This window comes from Terasakiella pusilla DSM 6293, assembly GCF_000688235.1.
Classification (GTDB): domain Bacteria; phylum Pseudomonadota; class Alphaproteobacteria; order Rhodospirillales; family Terasakiellaceae; genus Terasakiella; species Terasakiella pusilla.
In genome coordinates this window covers 118,880-144,432 of sequence record NZ_JHYO01000003.1, presented here as the reverse complement: position 1 = coordinate 144,432, position 25,553 = coordinate 118,880, and the positions used below count along the sequence as shown (strand labels likewise).

At 50.6% G+C, this 25,553-nt stretch carries 22 protein-coding genes; 9 read left to right on the top strand and 13 right to left on the bottom strand.

Features of this window, described 5'->3' with window-relative positions:
- Window positions 1-101 precede the first annotated feature (101 nt).
- From Q397_RS0103055 to Q397_RS20830, 5 genes are read left to right on the top strand one after another with little or no spacing between them, the layout of a single operon-like run.
- Window positions 102-1,118 (top strand): NAD-dependent epimerase, encoded by a 1,017-nt coding sequence (locus Q397_RS0103055; protein ID WP_028878157.1) that lies wholly within the window; start codon window positions 102-104, stop codon window positions 1,116-1,118.
- Between the two features lie 2 nt (window positions 1,119-1,120).
- Complete coding sequence (locus Q397_RS0103050) at window positions 1,121-2,404, top strand: nucleotide sugar dehydrogenase (RefSeq protein ID WP_028878156.1); 1,284 nt, start codon at window positions 1,121-1,123, stop codon at window positions 2,402-2,404.
- Window positions 2,405-2,412: 8 nt separating this feature from the next.
- On the top strand, window positions 2,413-3,543 hold the full coding sequence (locus Q397_RS0103045; RefSeq protein WP_028878155.1) for a glycosyltransferase family 4 protein: 1,131 nt from the start codon (window positions 2,413-2,415) through the stop codon (window positions 3,541-3,543).
- Between the two features lie 21 nt (window positions 3,544-3,564).
- Window positions 3,565-4,566, top strand: coding sequence for an MraY family glycosyltransferase (locus Q397_RS0103040; protein WP_038012777.1), 1,002 nt, complete (start codon window positions 3,565-3,567; stop codon window positions 4,564-4,566).
- A 60-nt stretch (window positions 4,567-4,626) separates the two neighbouring features.
- On the top strand, window positions 4,627-6,519 hold the full coding sequence (locus tag Q397_RS20830) for a polysaccharide biosynthesis protein (protein ID WP_038012776.1): 1,893 nt from the start codon (window positions 4,627-4,629) through the stop codon (window positions 6,517-6,519).
- Between the two features lie 3 nt (window positions 6,520-6,522).
- Here Q397_RS20830 and Q397_RS20825 read toward each other — a convergent pair whose 3' ends face one another.
- The 6 genes from Q397_RS20825 to Q397_RS0103000 all read right to left on the bottom strand — a co-directional run bounded on the left by Q397_RS20825 (window position 6,523) and on the right by Q397_RS0103000 (window position 14,586).
- A complete protein-coding gene (locus Q397_RS20825) occupies window positions 6,523-8,178 on the bottom strand; it encodes a heparinase II/III family protein (protein ID WP_051609653.1) in 1,656 nt (551 codons plus the stop codon).
- Window positions 8,179-8,333: 155 nt separating this feature from the next.
- A complete protein-coding gene (gene cysN, locus Q397_RS0103025; RefSeq protein WP_028878153.1) occupies window positions 8,334-10,253 on the bottom strand; it encodes a sulfate adenylyltransferase subunit CysN in 1,920 nt (639 codons plus the stop codon).
- Entirely contained in the window at window positions 10,253-11,161 is a 909-nt protein-coding gene (cysD, locus tag Q397_RS0103020; protein WP_028878152.1) for a sulfate adenylyltransferase subunit CysD, read from the bottom strand. The genes cysN and cysD overlap by 1 nt, the downstream gene beginning before the upstream one ends.
- A 179-nt stretch (window positions 11,162-11,340) precedes the next feature.
- A complete protein-coding gene (locus Q397_RS0103015; RefSeq protein WP_028878151.1) occupies window positions 11,341-12,570 on the bottom strand; it encodes an ammonium transporter in 1,230 nt (409 codons plus the stop codon).
- Window positions 12,571-12,905: 335 nt separating this feature from the next.
- A complete protein-coding gene (locus Q397_RS0103005) occupies window positions 12,906-14,234 on the bottom strand; it encodes an ammonium transporter (RefSeq protein WP_028878150.1) in 1,329 nt (442 codons plus the stop codon).
- Between the two features lie 13 nt (window positions 14,235-14,247).
- Window positions 14,248-14,586 (bottom strand): P-II family nitrogen regulator, encoded by a 339-nt coding sequence (locus Q397_RS0103000; protein WP_028878149.1) that lies wholly within the window; start codon window positions 14,584-14,586, stop codon window positions 14,248-14,250.
- A 315-nt stretch (window positions 14,587-14,901) separates the two neighbouring features.
- Here Q397_RS0103000 and Q397_RS0102995 point away from each other — a divergent pair, with 315 nt between their 5' ends.
- Window positions 14,902-16,122, top strand: a complete 1,221-nt coding sequence (locus Q397_RS0102995; protein WP_038012775.1) for a UbiH/UbiF/VisC/COQ6 family ubiquinone biosynthesis hydroxylase — start codon at window positions 14,902-14,904, stop codon at window positions 16,120-16,122.
- A 3-nt stretch (window positions 16,123-16,125) separates the two neighbouring features.
- Window positions 16,126-18,042 carry an asparagine synthase (glutamine-hydrolyzing) gene (gene asnB, locus Q397_RS0102990; RefSeq protein WP_028878147.1) on the top strand — a complete coding sequence of 639 codons (1,917 nt, stop codon included), beginning with the start codon at window positions 16,126-16,128 and terminating at the stop codon, window positions 18,040-18,042.
- Between the two features lie 10 nt (window positions 18,043-18,052).
- Here asnB and Q397_RS0102985 read toward each other — a convergent pair whose 3' ends face one another.
- From Q397_RS0102985 to petA, 4 genes are all read right to left on the bottom strand, one after another.
- Complete coding sequence (locus Q397_RS0102985) at window positions 18,053-18,868, bottom strand: hypothetical protein (RefSeq protein ID WP_028878146.1); 816 nt, start codon at window positions 18,866-18,868, stop codon at window positions 18,053-18,055.
- A 487-nt stretch (window positions 18,869-19,355) separates the two neighbouring features.
- Window positions 19,356-20,165 carry a cytochrome c1 gene (locus Q397_RS0102980; RefSeq protein ID WP_028878145.1) on the bottom strand — a complete coding sequence of 270 codons (810 nt, stop codon included), beginning with the start codon at window positions 20,163-20,165 and terminating at the stop codon, window positions 19,356-19,358.
- A gap of 1 nt (window position 20,166) precedes the next feature.
- The gene (locus tag Q397_RS0102975) at window positions 20,167-21,411 is read right to left on the bottom strand and encodes a cytochrome b (protein WP_028878144.1); all 1,245 of its coding nucleotides are present in this window, start codon (window positions 21,409-21,411) and stop codon (window positions 20,167-20,169) included.
- A gap of 14 nt (window positions 21,412-21,425) precedes the next feature.
- Window positions 21,426-21,980, bottom strand: a complete 555-nt coding sequence (gene petA / locus Q397_RS0102970; protein ID WP_028878143.1) for a ubiquinol-cytochrome c reductase iron-sulfur subunit — start codon at window positions 21,978-21,980, stop codon at window positions 21,426-21,428.
- Window positions 21,981-22,232: 252 nt separating this feature from the next.
- On the opposite strand from petA, the gene Q397_RS0102965 reads away from it, so the two are divergent.
- Window positions 22,233-22,697, top strand: a complete 465-nt coding sequence (locus tag Q397_RS0102965; protein ID WP_028878142.1) for a tRNA (cytidine(34)-2'-O)-methyltransferase — start codon at window positions 22,233-22,235, stop codon at window positions 22,695-22,697.
- Here Q397_RS0102965 and Q397_RS23815 read toward each other — a convergent pair.
- The gene (locus Q397_RS23815; RefSeq protein ID WP_051609652.1) at window positions 22,688-23,512 is read right to left on the bottom strand and encodes a hypothetical protein; all 825 of its coding nucleotides are present in this window, start codon (window positions 23,510-23,512) and stop codon (window positions 22,688-22,690) included. The two genes, Q397_RS0102965 and Q397_RS23815, sit on opposite strands and share 10 nt — an antisense overlap.
- Window positions 23,513-23,640: 128 nt before the next feature.
- Between Q397_RS23815 and Q397_RS0102955 the strand changes: the two genes are divergently transcribed.
- The gene (locus Q397_RS0102955) at window positions 23,641-24,258 is read left to right on the top strand and encodes a LysE family translocator (RefSeq protein ID WP_028878141.1); all 618 of its coding nucleotides are present in this window, start codon (window positions 23,641-23,643) and stop codon (window positions 24,256-24,258) included.
- Here Q397_RS0102955 and Q397_RS23810 read toward each other — a convergent pair.
- Both Q397_RS23810 and Q397_RS23805 read right to left on the bottom strand, forming a co-directional pair.
- Window positions 24,255-24,719 (bottom strand): hypothetical protein, encoded by a 465-nt coding sequence (locus Q397_RS23810; RefSeq protein ID WP_051609651.1) that lies wholly within the window; start codon window positions 24,717-24,719, stop codon window positions 24,255-24,257. The two genes, Q397_RS0102955 and Q397_RS23810, sit on opposite strands and share 4 nt — an antisense overlap.
- 78 nt (window positions 24,720-24,797) lie before the next feature.
- The gene (locus tag Q397_RS23805) at window positions 24,798-25,421 is read right to left on the bottom strand and encodes a bacteriohemerythrin (RefSeq protein ID WP_169737960.1); all 624 of its coding nucleotides are present in this window, start codon (window positions 25,419-25,421) and stop codon (window positions 24,798-24,800) included.
- Window positions 25,422-25,553: the final 132 nt, after the last annotated feature.

Below are 25,553 nucleotides of genomic sequence, written 5' to 3'. Positions count from 1 at the left end.
TTTTCAATCGCATGAAAATAAAATTCTCTATTCACTATTTACGCTACACACGCCCCCGTTTATGATGCGGCCTTTATTGATAAAAATAGGTTTTTTAAACTATGAAAGTCCTCGTCACGGGAACGGCTGGTTTTATTGGCTATCATCTGGCAGAAAAGCTCATTGCAAACGGACATGAGGTTGTCGGAATTGATTGCGTGAGTGACTATTATGATGTGTCTTTAAAAGAAGCCCGCCTTGCGCGCCTCAAAAAACACGCCGCGTTCACAGAAATCCGCGAGGACTTAGCAAATTCAGACGCCGTCATGGACGCCTTTGCAACCCACAAGCCGACACACTGCGTGAACCTCGCGGCTCAAGCCGGTGTACGCTACAGTCTGGAAAACCCCGCCGCCTACACCCATTCCAACATCGACGGCTTTTTAAGTATCCTTGAAGCCTGTCGCGCCCATCCGGTGCAACATCTGGTTTTTGCCTCCACCAGTTCCGTCTATGGCGGCAACCAGAATATGCCGTTTTCTGAACATAACAGCACAGAACATCCCCTGACGCTTTATGCCGCTACCAAAAAAGCCAATGAGCTGATGGCGCACAATTATGCCCACCTATTTAACATTCCGGCAACAGGCATGCGCTTCTTCACGGTTTATGGACCTTGGGGCCGCCCGGATATGGCGTTGTTTATGTTCACCAAAGCGATCCTTGAAGGCAAACCGATCAATGTCTTTAACCATGGCAATATGGAACGCGATTTCACTTACGTTGGCGATATCGTGGAAGGTATTTTCCAACTGCTTGGTACCCCACCGCAAAAAGATGCAAATTGGGATGCCAAAAACCCTGACCCTTGTACCTCCGGCATTGCGCCCTACCGGATCATCAATATCGGCAATTCCAAATGCGAAAAGCTCACCCGATATATCGAGGTTCTGGAAGAAAAGCTGGGTCGCAAGGCAGAGCAAAACCTCATGCCCATGCAAGATGGGGATGTGCCCGCCACTTGGGCAGACACAAGTGAGTTGAACAAAATTACTGGATATGCGCCCAATACATCTATAGAAGAGGGCGTGAGCAAGTTTGTCGACTGGTATGTCGATTTCTATAACGTGGACCTGTAAAAATGACTGAACGTAAAATCGCTGTTGTTGGCTTGGGCTATGTCGGCCTTCCGGTTGCTGTTTCCTATGGGCGCGCGGGCTTTCCCTGCGTTGGCTTCGATATCGACCAGACGCGTATTGCCGAGCTGAAAAAAGGCTGTGACAGAACCGAAGAAGTTGAAGACGGCGATGTTCTCCACGACAGCTTGACCTACAGCAGTGAACTTGACGATCTCAAACAGGCTGATTTTTATATCGTTACCGTACCAACGCCAATTGACAGCGCGCGTCGCCCCGATATGGGCGCTGTCCTTGCCGCCTCACGCACGGTCGCTAAAGTCTTGAAAAAAGGCGATATCGTCGTTTATGAATCCACCGTTTATCCCGGTGCGACCGAAGAAGATTGCATCCCTGTCCTTGAAGAAATCTCCGGCCTTAACTGCGGAACAGACTTCAGCGTCGGCTATTCGCCCGAACGCATCAATCCGGGGGATAAAGAGCACCGTTTCGAAACCATTTTGAAAGTGGTTTCCGGCTATGATGAGGCCACACTGGATATCGTCGCGCGCACTTATGAAGCGGTTGTTACCGCCGGTGTCTATCGCGCAGCAAACATCAAAACAGCCGAAGCAGCCAAGGTCATTGAAAATAGCCAACGCGACCTGAACATCGCCTTTGTGAACGAACTGTCCCAGATTTTCGATCTCGTTGGTATCGATACACAAGATGTTTTAGAAGCCGCAGGCACCAAATGGAACTTCCTGAAATTTACCCCCGGTCTCGTCGGTGGTCACTGCATCGGGGTTGACCCGTACTATCTGACCCATAAGGCAGAACAACTGGGCCACCACCCGCAAGTCATCCTTGCCGGTCGCCGCGTCAATGACCGCATGGGCCACCATGTTGCCATGCAGATTATCAAGATGTTGATGAAGCGGGGCCGTACAGACACACCTCGCGTGACCATTTTGGGTCTGACCTTTAAAGAAAACGTCCCGGACCTGCGCAACAGCAAAGTCGTTGATATCATCACAGAATTGGAAAACATGGGCATTAAGACCCAAGTCACCGACCCGTGGGCCGATAAAGCCGAAGCCATGGAAGAGTATGGCGTGACCTTAAAGGACACAACAGAGCTGGAACCAGCGGATGTGGTCGTTTTTGCCGTGTCTCACCGTGATTATATGGACGGGGGCTGGCCATTGGTACAAAGCCTGTTGAAAAGCAATGACGGGTTTGTGGTCGATATCAAATCCGCCCTTGATCGCGCGACAACGCCGGAAGGCCTGACCCTCTGGCGCCTGTAGACTGTGCCATGACAAAAAAAGCCCTGATCGTCGTCGCAGAAGACTGGTCTTTTCTATCGCATCGGGTGCCGCTTGCCCGTGCGTTGAAAGACGACGGCTATCAGGTTGCGATCGCCTGTCGCATCAAAGATCACAAAAACACGATTGAGGAGATGGGGTTTACCCCCATCGCCCTTGATCTGGCGCGGGAATCCATTTCCCCGACCACGGCCCTTAAAACCATCAAAGGGCTCATGAACCTTTATAAAGCAGAACAACCGGATGTGATCGTTCACTCTTCGCTGTTTCTTTCCCTGCTCGGCTCCCTTGCCGGGCTGTTCAGCGGCTTTCGAAAAAATGTCAATCTGATCACTGGTCTGGGGTTTATCTTCATTTCAAACTCCGCCAAAGCGCGGATTGTCCGCCTTGCACTAAAGCTCTGTTTCCGGCTATTTGCGAAGCTTAAAACCATTTCGGTTGTGGTTCAAAACCGCGATGACCAGCAGATTTTCCAAGCCCTTGGCTTCCGTGAAGGGGACACCTTGCATGTCATCCGCGGGTCCGGGGTGGATGATCAGGCTTTTCGCCCTTCGCCTCACGAACCGGAAACGCAACAAGTCACCTTCGTCGGGCGTATCCTTTGGGCAAAAGGCGTTGCTGAATTGGTAGAAGCCGCCCGCCTGTTAAAAGAACGGGGCAACCTGCCCAAAATCGTCCTTGTCGGGGAGCCTGACCCCGGCAATCCGCAAAGTGCCACCACCCAAGACCTTGAAAATTGGGCTAAAGAAGGTTTGGTGGACTGTTGGGGGCGACGCAGTGACATTGCCAACATCTATCAACATTCAACCATCGCCATCCTGCCGTCCTGGCGCGAAGGACTGCCCAAAAGTCTGCTGGAAGCTGCGGCCTGTGCCCTGCCCATGATCACCACTGATGTGCCGGGATGTCGCGAGATTGTCACCCACGAAGAAAATGGGCTGTTGGTTCCCCTGCAAGATGCACAAGGACTTGCCGATGCGATTGAGCGATTGATCCAAAACCCGACGGAGCGCCAAAAATTTGGACGGGCCGCACGCAAATTGGTAGAAGATGAACTCAACCAAAACGCCATTGCACAAAAAACACTGGCGGTCGTCAATCAGGTCCGAAACCACCCTTAACTCAAGGTAAAATCGTTCGCCATGCTGGATTTTTTGATTATCTTTGTCTGTGTCGCCCTCATTAGCCTGAGCGCAACCGGTCTTGTTTTAAAATATCTGGTGAAAAAAGCTATTCTGGATCACCCCAATGAACGCAGCAGCCACAGTACCCCCACCCCGCGCGGCGGAGGCATTGGCCTTTTGGTTGCCGTGTTGCCTGCCCTATTTATCAGCCACACCTTTAGCCCGACCCCGATTGCAGGCTATCAACCTGTCTTGCTCGCAGCCTTGGCATTGGCCTTGTTATCTTGGCTCGATGATCTTAAAAACCTCGGACCGCTGATCCGATTTGCCACCCAAATCCTTGCGGTTGCCCTCTGTCTTTATTTTATTCCCGCAGGCGAACACGGCTTTTTAGGCGGCTTTCTGCCGATTTGGGCCGAAAAAATCATCCTCGGTCTCGGTTGGGTCTGGTTTATCAACCTGTTTAACTTCATGGATGGGATTGACGGACTTTCCGGTATCGAAATCACCTCCATCGCAGGCGGGATTATCCTCATTGCCGCGCTTGCCCACCTGAATACCCAATATATCAACAGCGGATTGATCCTTGCCGCTGCGGCCCTTGGGTTCCTCAAATGGAACTGGCATAAAGCAAAGGTCTTTATGGGCGATGTGGGCAGTGTCCCCATGGGCTTTCTGATCGGCTGGCTGCTGATCTCCTTGGCGGGGGAAGGCTTTCTCATCGTCGGCATTATCATCGCGCTTTATTACCTGATGGATGCCACCCTCACCCTGATGAAACGAGCCTTACGTAAAGAAAAAGTCTGGCAGGCCCATCGGGAACATTACTACCAAAAAGCCACGCAAGCCGGTATGGCCCATGACCAGGTGGTCATCCGCATTGCCCTTGTTAATCTATGCTTACTCGGTTGTGTCTGGATCGCCTTTCATTTTCACCCCCTTGCCGCCCTTGCCCTAGGGATCATCACCGTTGGCCTAGCCTTGAGGTTTTTCGCCACCCTAAAACCAGCAAACGGTTGAAATCCTGCTCAAAAGGGGGTACTCCGAATAGGTTTTCAATTGGTCGAGCCGAACTGACTCATGAGCTATACATTCACCAGACTTTCCCCACGCGGGATAATTGCCTTCGGTCATGATATTCTCATGGCAGCAGTTTCCATGAATGTGGCGCTCTACCTACGTGTTGGTACGGACCTTTTTAACCGGCTTGACCTTTTACTTGTGGCAACCCCCTTGATTGCCGCGCTTGCCGCCGTGATTTTTTATACAATGGGGCTTTATCGCGGCGTCTGGCGTTATGCCTCCATGCGCGATCTTGTCGCGATTACCAAATCCACAAGCCTGCTGATCCTGATTTTCGCGCTTGTGATGTTTTTTGTCACCCGTCTAGAAGATTATCCCCGTTCTGCACCGCTGATAAACTGGTTTGTTTTGATGGCGCTACTGGGTGGGCCACGCTTCCTGTATCGTATGATTAAGGATCGACGGGTAAACCTATCGCACATTACCAGCAATACCCAATCCATCCCTTCTCTGCTGGTCGGTGCCGGTGATGGGGCTGAACTGTTCTTGCGTGCCGTCAGTCGTAATCCCCACATACACTACACACCGATCGGTCTTGTCGCCGAACAAAAGTCACGCACAGGACTGGATATCCACGGGGTCCGCGTTTTAGGGTTGATCGACGATCTCGAAGACATTATCCGCACTCTGGACAAAGCTGGCGACAAACCGCAACGCCTGATCCTGACCAAAGATGATTGGCCGGGTGAAAAAGTTCGCGAACTTTATGATATCGCCGACAAACTGGGGATTCCGCTGGCCCGCTTGCCAAAACTCACCGACCTGAAATCCGGGGCCAACGATGCCATTGAAGTGCGCCCTATTGATGTGGAAGATTTGCTCGGTCGTCCGCAAAAAGCCCTTGATAAGTCCCTACCGCGCACCCTTGTCACCGGTAAACGTGTGTTGGTCACAGGGGCCGGTGGCTCCATCGGGAGTGAGCTTGTCCGTCAGATTTGCAGCTTCGGCCCCGCAGAAATTCTGTTGGTGGAAGCGTCCGAATATGCGCTCTACACCATCGATATGGAAGTCTTTCGCACCTATCCGGGCCTGAAACGACAAGCGCTCATCTGTAATATCCGCGAAAAAACCCGCTTAAACCAAATCTTCACCGAAACACAGCCCGAACTAGTGTTCCACGCTGCCGCCTTAAAGCATGTCCCATTGGTGGAAGAAAACCCGCTGGAAGGAATTTTAACCAACGCCATCGGCACCCGCAATGTGGCGGATGCCTGTGTCACCCATAAGGTGCAGGCCATGGTACAAATCTCCACAGACAAGGCGGTTAACCCCACCAATATTATGGGCGCAACCAAACGCATTGCAGAAAGTTATACCCAAGCCCTTGATCTCAAAAAAACCGGCTGTCGTTTTGTGACGGTCCGGTTTGGCAACGTCTTGGGGTCAACCGGATCCGTCGTGCCGCTTTTCCAAAAGCAGCTCAACACCGGGGGGCCACTCACCGTTACCCACAAGGATATGAACCGATACTTCATGACCGTGCGTGAAGCGGTGGAACTTGTGCTGCAAGCGGCTGTTCTCGCCCAGAAAGACAATACACTGGATGGTAAAATCTGCGTCCTTGATATGGGGGAACCGGTTAAAATCCTGCATCTGGCCGAACAGATGATCCGTCTCTCCGGTTTTGAACCTTATAAAGATGTCGATATCGAAATTACCGGTTTACGTCCCGGCGAAAAATTGTTTGAAGAAATTTTCCATGGAGATGAACCCCCCACCCCCTCCGGTCTGGAAGGTGTTTTAATCGCCACGCCACGGGTACGTGATGCGGATGAATTAAGCGCGACCTTACATAGTCTGGAAGACCTCTGTCTGCATAAAGAAAGTGCGGATGCTTTACGTGCTGTCAAACAACTGGTGCCAGAACTGAAGCACGAGAAACTGGGTTAAGCCTTACAGGCCCCCAATGCGGCTTAAACGCCATTTCACGTCACAGCCGTCCCCGCGCAAGGGGCCTTGGATAACGATTTGATCTGTCTGGCGGATTTGGGAGGAACTGCCAACAAAAATGCTATCGCGCATATCCAGCTTACCGCCCTGCACCCGCAAATGCCAACCTGTGCCGCTGGGCAATTTCAGTAAAGCCGCCTGGCCTTCATTAACAATAGAAGCCTGCACGTCGGGGTGTAGATGTAACGAAATGGCAAAATGATCGCCACCGGTGCCGACCAATTTGTCTTCAAAACGAATATCCGTGCCGACTTTGTTGACATAGACGCTTCGTTCGTGGATTAAGCCGAAGGTTTCCCGATACGCATCATGACGCGCATCGATCAAAACTTCGCCATTTTCCTCAAAGCGTTTGCTGCTGACCTCGATCTCACGCGGGATAATCCCGCCACCGGCGCGCAAGTGCAGACAATTTTTGTCATCGACTGTCAGCGTATTATGCGCGGCTGTCGCCGCCAACGCATCCTGCCAGCTCGCCTCCCCGCCGATCATCGCCCCACAATTAACCAACACCCGTTCATCACCGCAGCTAAATTCAAAACTCAACGGAGCCGCATGACCATGAGCCTGCACGTCTAGCGACGGCGGCGCCGCAACATCCATAATCAACACGGTTTGACCGGCTTCGATCCGCTGATAACCGCTGTGGCGCGCATCACTTAACGCGCTGCCCTGATTGCCCGTTTGTTCCAACAAAGCATCAATCTGTTGTTTGTCTTCTTCCTGCGCGCCATGAAACAGGGCCAAGGCCCCATCCGCGTGACGCAAGGTGCGCACCATCGGAGCCATACGATCAATCGCACGGTGCACGCCATCCGGCACCTCGATTTTCTCGGCATCCAGAACCGCCTTCACCTCTAGGGCAAAAGCCAATGTTTCCAACAAGTCTGAAGGCGAGCGCGAAATATGGCCGCCATCCGCCAGAATTTGCTGATCCAGTTGCTCAGACAAAGCCAGCAACACCTTATCACGGCCCCTGTCGAATCCCGCAACAAACAGCGCAAGATAAAGCTTTCCACGCAAAGCCCGAAGCAAATCAAGCCCCTTTAAACCGCGACAGAAAGAACGCGCCAAATGAGACGCCTGCATAGAAAAACTGGTGTAAAAGCCTTTTACAAACGTTTCGTCAGCGGACTGAGTGAGATGGTGCTGAAACACCATCCACATCACCAAACGGTCCGCGACCACGTCCGCACGCCATGCCGGATCGGCCCAAAGAGCATTTTGCTCCATCCAGTTTGACACCAGTTGACGCGCCTTAATCAGGGCTTCCGCCGTGCCTTGCTGACACAGGTCTGCCAACCATGCATGACTATGGATATATCTCTGCCAAGGGCGATTCTGCGGGCTGGCTTGCCACGGACTCGCCCCCTTTTCATAAACCCGTCCCGAAAAGGCAAATTGATCCTTGATTATTTTCTGGGCCGCATCCGCATCTTGCGAAAAGGAAACTCCGGACAAGACCTTTATGTCCAGATGAGGTTTCTTTTTAAGCGTCAGCTGATATGCCTTTGAGCGATAGATCAAACGGCGCAGTTTCTGGAGCCAAATCTCAGAAAGGGCGGGACGGTATGATTTTTCTTTTTTGTTCAATAACATGAAACCATAAATTCCGGTAACGAAACTGTCCAGATGTGCAGCGCACCCAAGATATATGCAATTCCTATCAGTTTCCTGAAATAGAGACAAGGACAGACATAAAAAAAGCGGTGTTTCCCAACCGGAACACCGCTTTTTTACTGGATTATAGAACTCTAGATTTCCGGGAACCAAACCCCAAGGACACCAAAGTCTTCCAACTTCTTGACCACATATTCCGCGGCCTCTTGGGCATCCATCTGACTGCCGTCGATATGGATTTCCGGATTTTCAGGACGCTCATAAGGCGAAGAGATCCCAGTGAAGTTCGGCAAGTCCCCCGCACGCGCTTTCGCATACAAGCCTTTAACATCGCGTTCTTCACAAATCTCTAGCGGCGTATCAACAAAGATTTCGATAAACTCGCCCTCTTCCAACAGCTCGCGCGCCATTTTGCGCTCAGATTGGAACGGGGAGATAAAGGAGGTCAAAGTGATCATTCCGGCATCGACAAAAAGTTTTGCCGTCTCGCCAATCCGACGGATATTTTCCACCCGATCGGCATCACTAAAGCCCAAATCCTTGTTCAACCCATGACGCACATTGTCACCATCCAGCGTATATGTATGTTTATGCAGTGAATGAAGTTTCTTCTCTACAAGGTTGGCAATAGTGGATTTTCCAGAACCGGATAAGCCCGTAAACCACAAGACACACGCCTTTTGACCTTTGCGTTCGGCACGGGCCTCTTTGTTAATGTCCATGGACTGCCAATGCACGTTGGTTGCCCGGCGCAAGGCATGGTCAATCATACCGACACCGACCGTCGCATTGCTATAACGATCGATCAAGATAAAGCGACCTGTCCCCGGACTTTGATCATACGGGTCAAACGCGACATTGCGATCAAGGGCGATATTGCAAATCCCGACCTCGTTCAACTCCAATGTTTTGGAAGCGCAATGTTCTAGGGAGTTGACGTTGACTTTATATTTCAGCTCACTCACCTGCGCGCCCGCAGATTGGGTACCAAACTTAATCAGATACGATCGACCCGGCAGCAAGGCATCATCATGCATCCAGATGACTTTCGCTTCAAACTGATCGGCAAATTCGGGACGTTTTTTCGGGTCCGTCAACATATCCCCACGGGAAATGTCAATTTCATCCGCCAAGGTCAGTGTGACCGCTTGGCCCGCAATCGCCTGATCCAGATCCCCATCCATCGTCACAATACGCGCGACTTTGGAAGTTTGACCAGATGACGGCACTGCCACTTCGTCACCGGGTTTAATCGTCCCGGCTTCAATCGTGCCGCTAAAGCCACGGAAATCTAGGTTCGGACGGTTCACCCATTGCACCGGCATACGAAACGCAGCGCTTGGCAGGTCAGATGCGACTGGCACAGTTTCCAGATAACTCATCAAGGTCGGGCCGTGATACCAATGGGTATGGGGGCTGGGTTCAATGATGTTGTCGCCCTTAAGCGCCGAAATCGGCACACAAGTGATCTCTTCAAAGCCGAGGTCTTTAGCAAACAGGCGATATTCTTCCTCAATCTGGTCAAACTTATCTTGAGAGTACTCGACCAGATCCATTTTATTGACCGCAACGACCACCTTTTTGATGCCGACCAAAGACACGATATAGCTATGTCGTTTCGTCTGCGTCAGGATCCCTTTGCGCCCATCCACCAGAATTACTGCAATGTCTGCGTTGGAGGCACCGGTTGCCATGTTACGGGTATATTGTTCATGGCCCGGTGTGTCCGCCACGATAAACTTACGCTTATCCGTGGAGAAGAAACGATAGGCCACGTCAATGGTGATGCCTTGTTCGCGTTCCGCCTGCAGACCATCCAGCAACAGCGCATAGTCAATATCGCCGCCTTGGGTGCCGACTTTTTTGGAATCCGCTTCAAGGGCAGCCAGCTGATCTTCAAAAATCAGCTTGGAATCCCAAAGCAAACGCCCGATCAGCGTGCTTTTGCCATCATCCACAGAGCCACAAGTGATGAAACGCAACAGGCTTTTGTTTTCCTGTGCATGCAGGTATTGCAGAATATCTTCTGAAATCAAACGATCGTGGTGGGCCATTAGAAGTACCCTTCTTGTTTTTTCTTTTCCATAGAACCGGCTTGGTCATGGTCAATCAGGCGACCTTGACGTTCCGACGTACGTGTCAGCAACATTTCCTGAATAATTTCCGGCAAAGTCGCGGCCTCAGACTCAACCGCACCTGTTAGCGGATAACAGCCCAATGTTCTAAAACGCACGGACTTCATCATCGGCTTTTCACCCGGATCCAACGGCAAACGGTCATCATCAACCATGATCAACATGCCATCACGTTCCACAACAGGGCGTTCCTTCGCATAGTACAGGGGCACGATGGGGATATTTTCTTTGTAGATATACTGCCAGATATCCAGCTCCGTCCAGTTGGACAGCGGGAAAGCCCGAATGCTCTCCCCCGGTTTGACCCGCGCATTAAACACGTTCCACAATTCCGGACGCTGGTTTTTCGGGTCCCAACGATGATTTTCTGAACGGAAGGAGAAAATACGTTCTTTCGCGCGTGATTTTTCCTCATCCCGGCGCGCGCCGCCAAAGGCTGCATCGAATTTATATTTGTTCAAGGCTTGCTTTAACGCATCGGTCTTCATCACATCTGTATGCATGGCAGAGCCATGACTAAACGGTCCGATGCCCTGCTTCACGCCGTCTTCATTGACATGCACCAACAGATCAAAGCCGTATTCCTTGGCAATGGTGTCACGAAACTCTATCATCTCGCGAAACTTCCATGTGGTGTCCACGTGCAACAACGGGAACGGCGGTTTCGATGGATAGAAGGCTTTACGCGCCAAATGAAGCATCACAGCCGAGTCCTTCCCGATGGAATAGAGCATGACCGGATTTTCAAACTCTGCGGCGACTTCGCGGATAATATGTATACTTTCCGCTTCCAGCTGACGCAGGTGTGTAAGTTGTGTTGTGTCCATCTACAAATACCTAAACATGGATAATCTCGTTATCGGCAATCTAGTGAGTTCTTTTTCCAGAGTCAAAGATAAAATACAAGTTTTTGTGTAAAATAATTTTATACAACATAATTAGATTGTTTAATTTAAGAAAAAGAAAGCTGCCAACCCTTTGCGCGTCGGCAGTTTCCCTTTGAAAATTAACGGTTTTGAGTCAAATCTTCTTCCGGATATGCGCCAATCTGATGGATCGACAAATCGGCCCCGCGAAATTCTTCTTCCTCACTGAGACGAATACCAACCGTTTTTGACAGAACGCCATAAACAACAAACCCTGAAATTCCGGCAAATGCAACACCCAGCAACGACCCGATTAACTGGGAGGCGAAGCTTACACCGCCCATACCGCCAAACGCCTCCAAACCAAAGACGCCGCAGGCCAAGCCACCCAACAGGCCGCACATACCGTGTAAGGGCCAAACCCCCAACACATCATCGATTCGCCATTTATTCTGGCATTGCTCAAACCCCCAGACAAACAGCGCACCTGCCAAACCGCCCGTCACCAACGCGCCCACCGGATGCATCACATCAGACCCCGCGCACACCGCGACCAAGCCTGCCAACGCGCCGTTATGGATAAAGCCCGGATCGTTTTTACCCACAACAACCGCCACCAGAATACCGCCGATCATCGCCATCAGGGAATTCACCGCCACAAGACCTGTCACCCCTTGCAGGCTTTGGGCAGACATAACGTTAAAGCCAAACCAGCCGACACATAAAATCCACGACCCGAGGGCAAGAAAGGGAATGTTGCTCGGCGGAATACCGACCACGCGACCGTCCTTTTTATACCGGCCCATCCGCGCCCCTAGCATGACAACCGCCCCTAAGGCCAGCCAACCACCAACGGCGTGCACGACAATTGAGCCTGCAAAATCATGAAAAGCAGCGCCAAATGTATTTTCCAGCCATCCCTGTAAACCTAGGTTCCCATTCCAGACGATCCCTTCAAAAAAGGGATAGACCAAACCAGTGAGCACAGCAGTTGCCAGCAATTGGGGATAAAACTTTGCTCGCTCCGCAATCCCACCGGAAATAATCGCTGGAATAGCCGCTGCAAAAGTTAATAAGAAAAAGAATTTAACCAGATCAAAGCCACTTTTTGCGAATACATCACCCGTAGCACCCGAAATTACGCTCGCCGGAGCCAGAAAATTGACCCCATACGCCACCATATAGCCCACAAAAAAATAAGCGATGGTTGAAACGGCAAAATCGACAATGATTTTAACAAGGGCATTCACCTGATTTTTACGGCGAACTGTACCGACTTCCAAAAAGGCGAAGCCCGCGTGCATCGCCAGCACCATAATAGCGCCCATCAGCACAAAGAAGACGTCCGCCCCCATTTGAATGCTTTCCATATTTCTCTACCTTTATCTCCCGATGGACAAAACAACTTCCCTGGTCAGTTTGCCCATTTCATAAACATTGCCTCCCCCTTAACAAGAAATATGCCACTTCTATAGGCATGCCCATCAACTGGGCAGAAAACCAAGGATTCGATATAAAATCACAACGCGAAGAAACTTTGACACTTTTCGTGCAACTGCCCGCCATTTAAGCAATTTTGTGACTATCTTTTAATCATGTTTCTTTTCTGATTATTTATAAGGCAAACAAAAAGAGAGCCCCGCTAAACACTTGCTTAGCGGGGCCAACCTTTGGGAAGGTAGAGAGATTTAGTAATCGTTTTCGATTACATGGTCTGTGAGCCGCGACCGAATTCCGGGTATGCTTCCATACCTAATTCAGCACGATCCAAACCCAGCTCCTCATCTTCTTCGGAGCAACGGATGCCAACTGTAACTTTCAGAATGGTCCAGACGATGGAAGACGCGACGATCACGAATGCACCGATGGAAACCACACCAATCGCTTGAGTGACAAATGAGGTATCAGCGTTTGTAGCCGGCACAATCATTGTGCCCCAGATGCCACACGCCAAGTGAGCAGAGACTGCACCGACGACATCGTCGATTTTCAGTTTATCAAGCAGCGGCACAACAAAGACAACGATCACACCACCGACAGCACCGATCAGGAAGGCCGCCGCGATAGAAGGTGTATCCGGCCCAGCCGTGATGGAAACCAGACCACCGATCGCACCGTTCAATGTCATGGACAGATCAACTTTTTTGTAAACGATCTGTGTCAGGATAGCTGCTGCGATTGTACCGCCAACTGCTGCAATGTTTGTATTTACAAAGATGTTAGAGATGGCAACCGCGTCGGCAGCTGTCCCCAGTGCCAGTTGCGAGCCACCGTTAAAGCCGAACCAACCGAGCCACAGGATAAACGTACCCAGTGTCGCCAGCGGCAAGTTTGCACCCGGGATCGGCGTGACACGACCTTCAGAGTCGTATTTGCCTTTACGGGCACCGAGGATGATTGCCCCCGTCAACGCAGCCCAGCCGCCAGTGGAGTGAACGAGGGTAGAACCAGCGAAGTCATAGAAGCCCATTTCAGACAACCAGCCGCCGCCCCACTGCCAGGAACCGATAACCGGATAGATAAAGCCGGACAGAACAACAACGAAACCAAGGAACGGCCACAGTTTAATACGTTCCGCAACCGTACCGGACACAACAGACGCCGCTGTTGCAACAAATACCATTTGGAAGAACCAGTCAGAAGCAGACGCATAACCGCCGCCAAAGTCGCCGCCCAGTGCCGCTGCATCATCAGCAGACCAGATGGAGAAGGAGCCCATGAAACCACCATCAACGCCGGCGTACATCAGGTTGTAGCCTACGAGGTAGAACATAAAGCCCGATACCGCGTAGAGAACGATGTTTTTCAAACAGATGGTTGCCGTGTTTTTAGAACGCACCAGACCGGATTCCAGCATGGCGAACCCAGCCGCCATGAACATAACCAGAAAGCCACAAACCAAAAACAGAAAGCTGTTCAGGATATATTGTACTTCAGTTGTCGGCGCATCTTCGGCCAGCGCCGGCTCCATCGCAATCACCAGACCCAATAGGCCCAGTAGCGAGATTTTGGAAAGTTTTTTCCACGCAGTCATATCATAAACTCCCTTAAAGCGCTTCGTCATCAGCTTCACCCGTACGGATACGGACAGCTTTCGAGACGTCATAGACAAAGATTTTACCGTCACCGATACGGCCCGTTTCAGCAGATGTGCGGATGGTTTCCACAACGCTTTCAACCATATCTTCAGAAGTGACGACCTCGACTTTCACTTTAGGCAGAAAGTTCACGACATATTCAGCACCGCGATAGATTTCAGTCTGACCTTTTTGACGACCAAAACCTTTGACCTCGGACACGGTCAAACCGTGAACGCCGAGTTGCGTGAGGGCTTCACGCACATCGTCAAGCTTGAAAGGCTTGATGACGGCCATTACCATTTTCATTTTACGCTCTCCTCAACTGAAGAAATAAAAAAATAGATTTAAACAAAAGCTTGTTTGCTCTTGCCTCTTTCTTTACAAAAGCCGTGCCAGAATCAAAAAATTTCTATAAAATTATTTTAAAACAACATCTTAGTTGATTACGAATGAAAGACAGTGGCAAAACTCATCACACTAAACTGATTAAATTTTAATCACTGAAATATGCATGATTAAAATTTAGGCATATTTTTTGATCAATTTTTCACCCCTCCCTTTTTCCTAGACAAAAAAGCTCAGGAAGCTACATATGTCACAGGAACTTTTAAGAGGGTGAATATGTCTACACATCTTGAGACGGACGTACTTATTGTTGGCGGCGGGCTAGTCGGCGGCCTCGCAGCCTGTGCACTGGCCCATGGCGGTGTTAATGTCATCGTTGTGGACGCAGACGACCCCGAAACCCTGCTGAAAGCCGAATATGACGGGCGTTGCTCGGCAATCGCACGATCCGTTCACAACGCCTTTGTCTCCCTTGGCCTCTGGGACCATATGAAGGACGAAGCCGGCGTTATTGAAGAGATCCGCGTGACTGACGGGAAATCCCCTCTCTTTCTCCATTTTGACAGTCTCGACCTCACAGGCGTGCCCTTTGGCTATATGCTGGAAAACCGCACGATCCGCAAAACGCTGCTCAAAGTCCTGCCGGCAATGGCGCATGCCACCTATCTTGCCCCCAAACGGATGATATCACTGGATCGCACCGCCTCAGAGGTAACGGCTGATCTTGATGATGGCACGACGATCAAAGCCAAACTTGTCATCGGGGCTGATGGCCGGGGCTCTTGGGTGCGTCGTTCTGCCAATATTGACATCACCAAATGGTCTTATGACCAGACCGCCATCGTCTGCACGGTAGAAACTGAAAAATCCCACCAGAACGTCGCGCAGGAACATTTCCGCAGCACCGGACCGTTTGCCATCCTGCCCATGCCGGGCAATCGCAGCAACATCGTCTGGACGGAAAGCAGCCGCAATGCGCCCGTTCTCGTCGGGTTAAATGATGAAGATTTCCACGCGGAACTCAGCGAACGGTTTGGCGATTATCTTGGCGCCATTAAAGTGGTCGGTCCCCGCTGGTCCTATCCGTTGACGCTCCAATATGCCAAGCGCTCCATCGATCAGCGCCTTGCACTGATCGGAGATGCCAGCCATGGGATGCACCCGGTTGCCGGTCAAGGCTTTAATATGGGCGCGCGCGATGCCTGTGCCCTTGCAGAACTGATCATTGAGACCAAAAAACTGGGCCTTGATGTCGGCGCAGGGCGCGTATTGGAAGATTACGACAAATGGCGCCATTTCGATAACCACCTGATGCTGGCCTCGACAGACGCCATCGTCAAGCTGTTCTCCAACAACATCGGACCGGTACGCTTTGCCCGCGATGTGGGGCTTGCCGTGGTCGATAAATTGCCCTTTGCCAAAAAATTCTTTACCAAATCAGCCATGGGTCTTGTCGGTGAACTGCCGGAGATCATGAAAGAGCGCGAGGCCGTCTAGATCATGTGCGGCATTGCAGGCCTCCTCGATTACACGGGCAACACATCCTCATCGGACCTTGCCCGCCTGACCCGCATCATGACAGATACGCTCATCCATCGTGGACCCGATGGCGGTGATGTGTGGGTCGATGGGGAAAATGGTGTTGGCCTTGGCCATCGCCGCCTTGCCATCATCGACCTGAGCCAGGCCGGACACCAGCCGATGACCTCTCAGGATGGTCGCTTTGTTATGGTCTATAACGGTGAAGTCTATAACGCAGAAGACCTACGCCCCGACCTTAGCCAAAAAGGCGCTCAGTTTCGGGGGCATAGCGATACAGAAGTCATCCTCAACGGTTTTACACATTGGGGCATTGAAGCCACGATCAAGAAACTGATCGGCATGTTCGCCATTGCCTTGTGGGATAAAAAAGAACGCTGCTTTTACCTGATCCGCGATCGCCTCGGCATTAAACCTGTTTATTGGGCCGATACGGGCAAGCAATTTCTATTCGGCTCCGAACTAAAGGCACTTTACCCCCATCCCGATTGCCCGCAAGCGTTTGATCGCAATGCCATCGCAAGCTTTGTGCGCCACAATTGCATTCCCGCCCCGCACACGGTAATCACGGGCATTCAAAAGCTCATGCCCGGTCATATCCTGAAACGGGACGCAGCAGGCAGCCAAACGATCCAGCCTTTTTGGTCTTTGCAACAGGTTGTGGAAAGCCGCCAAATCCAAAATCGACCGGACACCGAGATCATTAACGATCTGGAACATCTGTTAAAAGATGCGGTTAAGCGACGCATGATCGCTGATGTCCCTTTGGGGGCCTTTCTCTCTGGCGGGATTGATAGCTCCCTTGTCGCTGCCCTCATGCAAAGCCAGTCCGACCAGCCCATCCGCACCTTTTCCATCGGGTTTGAGGAAGAAGGCTACAACGAAGCCAAACACGCTGGCGAAGTCGCACGCCACTTAGGGACAGATCATACAGAACTGTATGTCAGCCCCGAACAGGCCCGTGATGTCATCCCCAAATTGGCAGATTATTACGACGAGCCCTTTGCCGATAGCTCGCAAATCCCGACGTATCTTGTCTCTCAAATGACGCGAGACCACGTTACCGTTGCCTTGTCCGGCGATGGGGGGGATGAATTATTTGGCGGCTATACCCGTTATTTGACCGCGCAAAAATACGGCAATAGCCTATTTGCCCTGCCCCAACCGCTACGCACGCTCGCAAGCACGATGATCCGCGCCCTCCCGCCCCGAGCGTGGCAGCAACTCATCAAGGTTATTCCTGCCTCAAAACGACCAAGCCATATGGTGGATAAGCTTTATAAGCTGGCGAATGTCCTAAAGGGCGATCAGGATGATTATTATCGCAGCCTCGTCACCCATTGGCCCGAGCCTGATCAATTGGTCAAAGGCGCAAAGGAGCCGCGCGGCCTGATATGGGAGGACAGTGTACAGCACCTTATCCCCGATGCGGTTGAACGTATGCAGTATCTGGATACACTCACCTACATGCAGGATGATATTTTAACCAAGGTTGATCGCGCAAGTATGGCGGTCTCGCTGGAAGCGCGCGTGCCGCTGATTGACCATCGCGTGGTGGAATATTCTTGGTCTCTGCCCGATCACCTTAAAATCCAACACGGTGTTGGCAAATGGGCCTTACGCGATATTCTCTATCGCTATGTCCCTCAAGACCTGATCGAACGCCCAAAAATGGGCTTTGGCGTGCCGATTGACGCATGGTTGCGCGGCCCGCTAAAAGACTGGGCGCATGATCTGTTATTTGATGAGAATGATATTTTCCATCACGGTCCGATCCAGCAAAAATGGGACGAACACCAAAAAGGCGAGCGCAACTGGCAGCATCACCTGTGGGATATCCTGATGTTTAATGCGTGGTATCGAAAGTGGCGCACGTAAGCCAACGGGCTTATTTTTCGCGCAAAAACCGCATCTGATCGATGATGTAACGACCGACTTTCTTGCGCAAACCCTGTACTTCTTCACGCAGGATCAACAAGGCACTGGCCACACCGGCGGTTTCCGTCATGTTGGATTGAACCTGACTACGCAGAGTCTCCAATTCAAACTCCAGCTTTTCAATGCGCAAGGCCTGATCTTGGGCCCCGGCTTCCAAATCACTGGTGCGCAGGCGGGTTTCATCCAAATCATGACGGACTTCGCGGACCTGACCCGCAAGGTCTTTCAGACCGCCTTCCCCTTCGACCAGCTCAATCAAATCCGCCATATCTTGACGCGCACCGTGCAGAGCTTTCTGATATCCGAAAATCTCGTCCTTCATCTGCGAGAATTCCTGCTGGACTGCATCTGCGCGCAACGCGGCACGTTCCATACGCTGGGTTCTTGCGCGAATACCCTTCAGTTCAACCTGCTGACGCTCCATCGCAACGATGGCCTGCTTTAACAGAACACGAATGTTCTGGATATCACCGGCCTGTGCTTTGCTTGGCGCCTGTGCCACATCTTGAATACGCAACACCAGTTGATCCACAGTCCCACGCAAGGCTTCGTATTTGGCTTTCGACTCGTCGCGTTCCAGACGCAGGCGGTGCAAATCGACCTGACGCTCTTGCTGGACACCTTCTTCATAGCGCTTGACCGCATCGGGACGAATACCGAAACGCTTTGCCGCAGAAGCCAATCCGGGAGTCAACACAGAACGTTTAACCGGAACAATATGTGCCGAACGGGACTGAGCATCCTGAATATGTTGAGCGTGAGCCATTTCTTTTTCTCCAAAACATGGGGCAAATCGCGCAGAAACAATACGATTCGCTTATGATGAACGAGAAAAGTGAGTAGATGGTTAACAGAGCTTAATTTTTAGATAAAAAAACCCCTTTGATTTAACAACTGACGTCGAGGGGGAGACTAGAGGACGTCAAGTGGTTTCGAAGGTTGGAGGGGAGAGAAACACCCACCTCTCGGCGGGATACTTGGGTGGGAAGAAAGTGGACATTCCTCACTCACCCTCCAATTCGAAACCTGTGTCAGTTGATGAAGATAAATCAAAGGGGCAACAGGCTTCATGTATAGATATAATATAAACTTATGGGTTAATGTCTATACGAATGAATACTTCAGAGGTTTTACTTATAGGGAAATTACGCAGGCTTTTTCCCCAATCTGTATATAACTTTTTGTTTATGAACAAAAAAACCGCCGCCTCCCAAAAGGAAGCGGCGGCTTAATTTTTTTCCGGTATGTGAAACTTAATGTTTCACATTTGCCCAGATTTTACGCTTCAGCGCGTAAAGCATTGCTGTCAGTACCAACAGGAACAACATTACTTTAAGGCCGAGAGATTTACGCTCATCCAGTTCCGGTTCAGCAGCCCAGTTCAGGAACGCAACAATATCAAGCGCGTGCTGTTGTGCTGTCATCGGCGTCCCGTCTTCATACTCCACCAACTCGTCATAGATTTGCGGCGGCATAGAGTTGTAATAGCCCGGGAAGTAAAGGTTGAAGTTTTTGTCTTCATTTACGGCGAAGCCTTTTTGAGACGAAACTTCTTCCGGAATCTCTTCAGCATAGCCCATCAGGAAGCTGTAGATATAATCAGGTCCGCCCATACGTGCTTTAGCCATCAAGGACAGGTCTGGCGGCAACGCCCCACCGTTTGCGTCCTTAGCAGCCGCATCGTTCGGGAATGGGTTTACAAAACGGTCGTGTGGTGCAGCTTCACGTGTGAAGAATTCACCATCGTCGTTCAGTTCAGCACCCGTTTCATCATGAGGAACACGAACAGATTTCTCTGCTGCGATTTCCTTGATTTCATCTTCGTTAAAGCCCAAAGCGGACAGGTTACGATAAGAAACCAGACGCAGACCGTGACAAGAAGAACAAACTTCGTTGTAGATCTGGAAGCCACGGCGCAATTGCGCTTGATCGTACTGACCAAAGATCCCTTGGAAGGACCAAGACGCTTCTTTAAAGTCCGGGTGATATTCACCACCGGCAGCCTGTGCTGTGCCCATGCTCATGGTGAAGGCGGCAACAGCAGCAATCATCAGTTTACGCATGTTACGCATCTCCTTTTTTGAGTACGGCGGAAGCAATGCTCTCCGGCAACTCTACAGACGTCTCGAATTTGCTCATTAGCGGCAAAATGATCAAGAAGTGTGCAAAATAGTAAGCCGTCGCAAGCTGAGCCATGATGATGTACGGCTGTTCAGCAGGCTTCCCACCGAGGTAACCGAGGAAGATAAAGTCTGCCAACAGCACCCAGAAGAACCATTTGTAAACCGGACGGAACTTACAAGAACGAACCTTGGAACGATCCAGCCACGGCAGCGCCATCCAGACAAGGATAGAAGCAAACATCGCCAAAACGCCACCCAGCTTCGCCGGGATAAACCAGAAGATATCAAATGTGATCGCACGCAGGATCGCATAGAACGGCAGGAAGTACCATTCCGGAACGATGTGTGCAGGTGTCACCATCGGATCAGCCGGGATATAGTTATCCGGGTGACCCATGTAGTTCGGCGCCCAGAAAACAAAGGCGAGGAAGAACATAAAGAACACACCCATACCAAACAAATCTTTGATGGTGTAATACGGGTGGAACGGGATTGTATCTTCCGGCTGCTTCACTTCAATACCCAGCGGGTTGCCGGATTTAGAGGTGTGCAACGCCCACAGGTGCAGCCCAACGACGCCGACCAGAACGAACGGCAACAGGTAATGCAGGGAGAAGAAACGGTTCAATGTCGGGTTATCAACAGAGAAGCCACCCCATAGCAGTGTTACGATGAAATCACCAACGATCGGGAAAGCCGAGAACAGGTTGGTAATAACAGTTGCACCCCACAAGGACATTTGACCCCACGGCAGTACGTAGCCCATGAACGCTGTGCCCATCATGATCAACATGATGATAACGCCCAGGATCCACAGTAATTCGCGTGGTGCCTGATAAGAGCCGTAGTAGAAACCACGGAAAATATGGATGTAAACCACAATGAAGAACATGGACGCGCCATTCATATGGACATAGCGGAGCAGCCAGCCATAGTTTACGTCGCGCATGATACGTTCAACGGAGTCAAACGCCATGTCTACGTGCGGCGTGTAGTTCATGACCAGGAAGATACCTGTCACGATCATCACGATCAAAACTGTCAGAGCCAGAGAACCGAAGTTCCACCAGTAGCTCAGGTTACGCGGCGTCGGATAGCCCGCAGTCGAGTGGTGCATCAAAGAGAAGACTGGCAAACGCGAGTCAACCCACTTGATCACCGGATTGTTCCATTCAGGAGAACTCATGGTGTATGGACCCCTTAACCAATTTTTACGTGTTCGTCATCGAGGAAAGCGTACGGCGGAACCGCTAGGTTCTTCGGTGCCGGACCTTTGCGAATACGACCAGATGTATCGTAGTGAGAACCGTGGCATGGACAGAACCAACCACCAAATTCACCGCGCGGATCACCTGGTTTCTGGCCGAGTGGCACACAACCAAGGTGCGTACAAACACCCACCAGGATCAGCCATTCAGCTTTCTGAACGCGATCAGCGTCTGTTTGAACATCCACGAGCGCCGCAGCGTCGTCTGTGGCAGCCTGTTCGATCTCTTCTTGAGTACGATGACGAACAAACACCGGTTTCCCGCGCCATACTACAGTGACGCTTTGTCCCTCTTCGATCTGCGAAATGTCAACTTCGGTGGTCGACAACGCCAGAACGTCAGCAGCTGGGTTCATGCTGTCAACAAAAGGCCAGATGGCGCCAGCAACACCCGCCGCACCAACAACAGAAGTTGCCAGCAGCAGGAAGTCGCGGCGGCTTTCCCCGCCTTCCGTCTTATTCTCTACGTTAGTAGCCGTATCAGCCATGTGATTACCTCATTCATGTCCCCGGAGTGTATGCGGGGTGCCCAAGTCGTTGTTATGGTTGCCATTCTAAATAATTAAAAAAAACAATGCACAACGCAGGCCCAATTTTTATAAAAATGAACCGCGCTCGGTATAATCTATTTTGCAACGCAAGAAAAGGTTTAAGAATGATTTTCCAGTGAATTAATGTTACGAAAAGCCTTAGAAACCCTCGTTTTTAATAATCGTTCGCAATTAAAAAGGATCCTTCCCGTGCGTCTCGCCCTTTTTCAACCTGATATTCCACAAAACACCGGAACATTGCTTCGACTCGCCGCCTGTATGGGCATTGGCGTTGATATTATTGAACCTTGTGGTTTTGTTCTGGATGACAAACGCATGCGCCGCGCAGGTATGGATTATCTCCACCGTGTTGACCTGATCCGTCATAATTCATGGGACAGTTTTGTTGCCGCAAAAAAAGAAGCGGGCGGCCGATTGATCCTGCTCTCAACCAAAGCCGCCCACATTTATACCGACTTTACATACGCCAAAGACGATACTCTTCTGTTAGGCCGTGAAAGTGAAGGCGTTCCCCAACACGTTCATGATCATGCCGATGAGAGACTCATCATTCCCATGGCACAAGGCATGCGATCCATCAATGTCGCCATCTCCGGTGCCATGGTCTTGGGAGAAGGCCTCCGCCAAACTGGTGACTTTCCCGCCTATCCGTAAACCGTTTCTGCATGGTTCTGCCCACCTTCTGGGGTGCGTCTGGAAAGAAACGCCCCCAGCGCCGTACACAGACGATCATGAAGCGCACAAAGAATTTTTCCACGATAAGATCCATGGGGTGTTCTGCCTAAACGATATAGGATTTCGCACGTCCGCCAGCGTACAAACGGGTGAATAAAGGCAACGGCCCATTCAAAGCGTTTCATCACACCAACGTAAGGAACCGCCCAAAACTGATAGCCACGCATAAATGATGCAGGTAAACGAGTCGTGGCATACAGATGGCTGTCGTTATAGTCCCGCAGGCTCATCAACCCACGCCGATGCAATTCTGTGCAAATCACCGTACCTTCCGACCCGGCCCCACTTTCACTGCCCGTCCCATTACTCTCTTTATTCCCCGGTTGCTGTGGGGCGGGCACAGGTGGTTTAGCGACTTTTTCCTGTGGTTGTGTCTTCGCCTGTCCTTGTGTGGCCGTCGCTTCTTCCTTCACCACTGGTCGTGTACGCGCGGTGGCGGATTGCTCCCCATACACGGGATTATCCCAAGGCGTTAAGCTATGCTCTGCCGTCTCCGGTGACGTCCCCTTGCCCGTCGATAAACGCTCCCCACCGGCGGATTGCGTAAAATTGTTTATGTTTTGTTCATTTTCTACCGATCCTTTAGATGATGTTTCCGCCCGTTTGCGTTCAAAGGCGGCAACCGTTAATGTTTGAGACGGTTTTCTCTTATGTTTGTAATAGCCTTTACCGAGTCGACCCATACCGTCTGGCACATAGACCCAATCTGCTGCATTAAAAATTTCACCCTGCATTAATCCTGTTCCTTCCTCGTTCATCAACTTACGCTGTTAGATATAAGGTAAAAATTCCTATTCACAAGAGGGGTTGATTTATCGACCAAACCGCCGCATAGTCTTGATGATTGAGAAAGGCGCCCCCTATGTCCCTAGAATTTTTCCTGACGTCATTGATTGTCGTCCTGATCCCCGGCACCGGGGTCATTTATGTGTTAACAAATGGTCTGTTACGTGGACATTCTTTCGTCTGGAGCGCCGCCCTCGGCTGCACCCTCGGGATCGTTCCGCACCTTGTCGCCAGCGCACTTGGCCTCGCCGCTTTGTTACATACAAGCGCTCTTGCCTTTCAAGTCGTCAAATATGTCGGGGCAGCCTATCTGATTTATCTGGGCTATTGTATGTGGAAAGACACTGGATCTATCGATCTCTCAAGCACTGCTGAACAGGCGCAAAAAAACCACCTGCAAACGATCCTCAGCGGGTTTTTGATCAATATCCTGAACCCGAAGCTATCGATCTTTTTTCTCGCCTTTCTGCCACAATTCATTGCGCCAAACCCGGCACAACCCGTTTTGGAGATGGTCAAGCTCGGGGGCTTCTTTATGGCACTGACGTTTGGGGTATTCTTGCTCTACGGCTTTGGGGCTGCCTTTGTGCGGCGCTACATCATGTCAAACCCACGCCTTTTACAAAACATTCAACGCGGGTTTGCCGGCCTCTTCGTCTTTCTGGGGATTCGCCTTGCCCTTGAAGACCGCTAGGCCTTGCCAAACATTTTGGCAAAACCTTCCTGCGTATAGCCCGGTGGCAGCACTTTTACATGATCCGTGCTGGCATACATTTCGACTTCGGGATTGCGCACTTCGGGCTGCAATACTTCATTGAGGAAAGCAAAAACACCCGGTGTCTTGTTTTTAGGGAAGGTCTGCCACGTAATAAACAAGCCGCCGCGTTTGTCATACTCCATGATATCACGGCTTTGACGAGCGTCTTCAATATCGGTCGCCAGATCATCTGTCATGCCCACATAGACCCAGCCGGGTTTCATCCCCCCGTGCCAAATCACATAAACGCCAGCAACGCCGGTAACATTCTCATTCGCGACATCAATAAACGACAAACGACGAAACTTACCCGTCTTGCCCTTGGACCATGCAACATCCAGCGCACCGGATTTTTTTGTCTTGTTTTTACTGCCGCCAAATAAACCAAAAAGTCCCATGGTCGGTGCATCCTGTCTATAACTGTTTAATTACTCTATATTTTTTACATAAGAGTTTTGATTTTTTCAATATACCAGTTATTTCCCAAAAAGCTCACTGGCTTTTTTATCGCGGCGGTTTTTTTGTATTCGGGTGATTTTTTCCACCGCCTGATCTACCAACATCCCTTCTTCAGATGCATCGGTAATCAATTTAATAAAATGGCGCACCTGTTGTTCTTTATCCGCAGGACAAGGAATTTGAACCATCTGTGCCGCCGCATTGGCCTGATAGCGTTGGGTAATGGTTGGATCACCTTCCTTTTCGCCCAGCAGATAAGGTTTATATTGCACATCAATTTGCAAAATATGATGCAACAACCAGTCTTCCAGAAAAGAAACGATTTTTTGGGCATCAATCTCTGTCGGTGATTTCGCGTGAAAGTCTCTCAAAGACGCAATCGCATCACGAAAAGAATCATGTTCTTTACGGTGGGCCACATAGTCAGGATAGCCCGCACGGATCATAAACCGTTCTTCCCGTTCAAAATGTTCGTCTACATAAAGCTGTAACGCATTGATCGTTGCTTTGACCCGTCCTTCACGACGGGCCTCCTTAATATGCTCACCCAACTGCCGGATTGTATTAAACAGAGTTTGGTGATCATTATCAATTGCAGCAATTCCGATTTCAAATTCCCGCGACCATTCTTTAAATTTCATTATGCGCCCGCCCATGAAGTCCTGATGTATTTCTCGTGATAGGGAGCGTGTTACTTTTTGTTCTAGGCTCCTTTTCGTAGAATAAAGAAAAAGGCCTCTATTTCACAGTAAAATAGAGGCCTTCATCCTAAA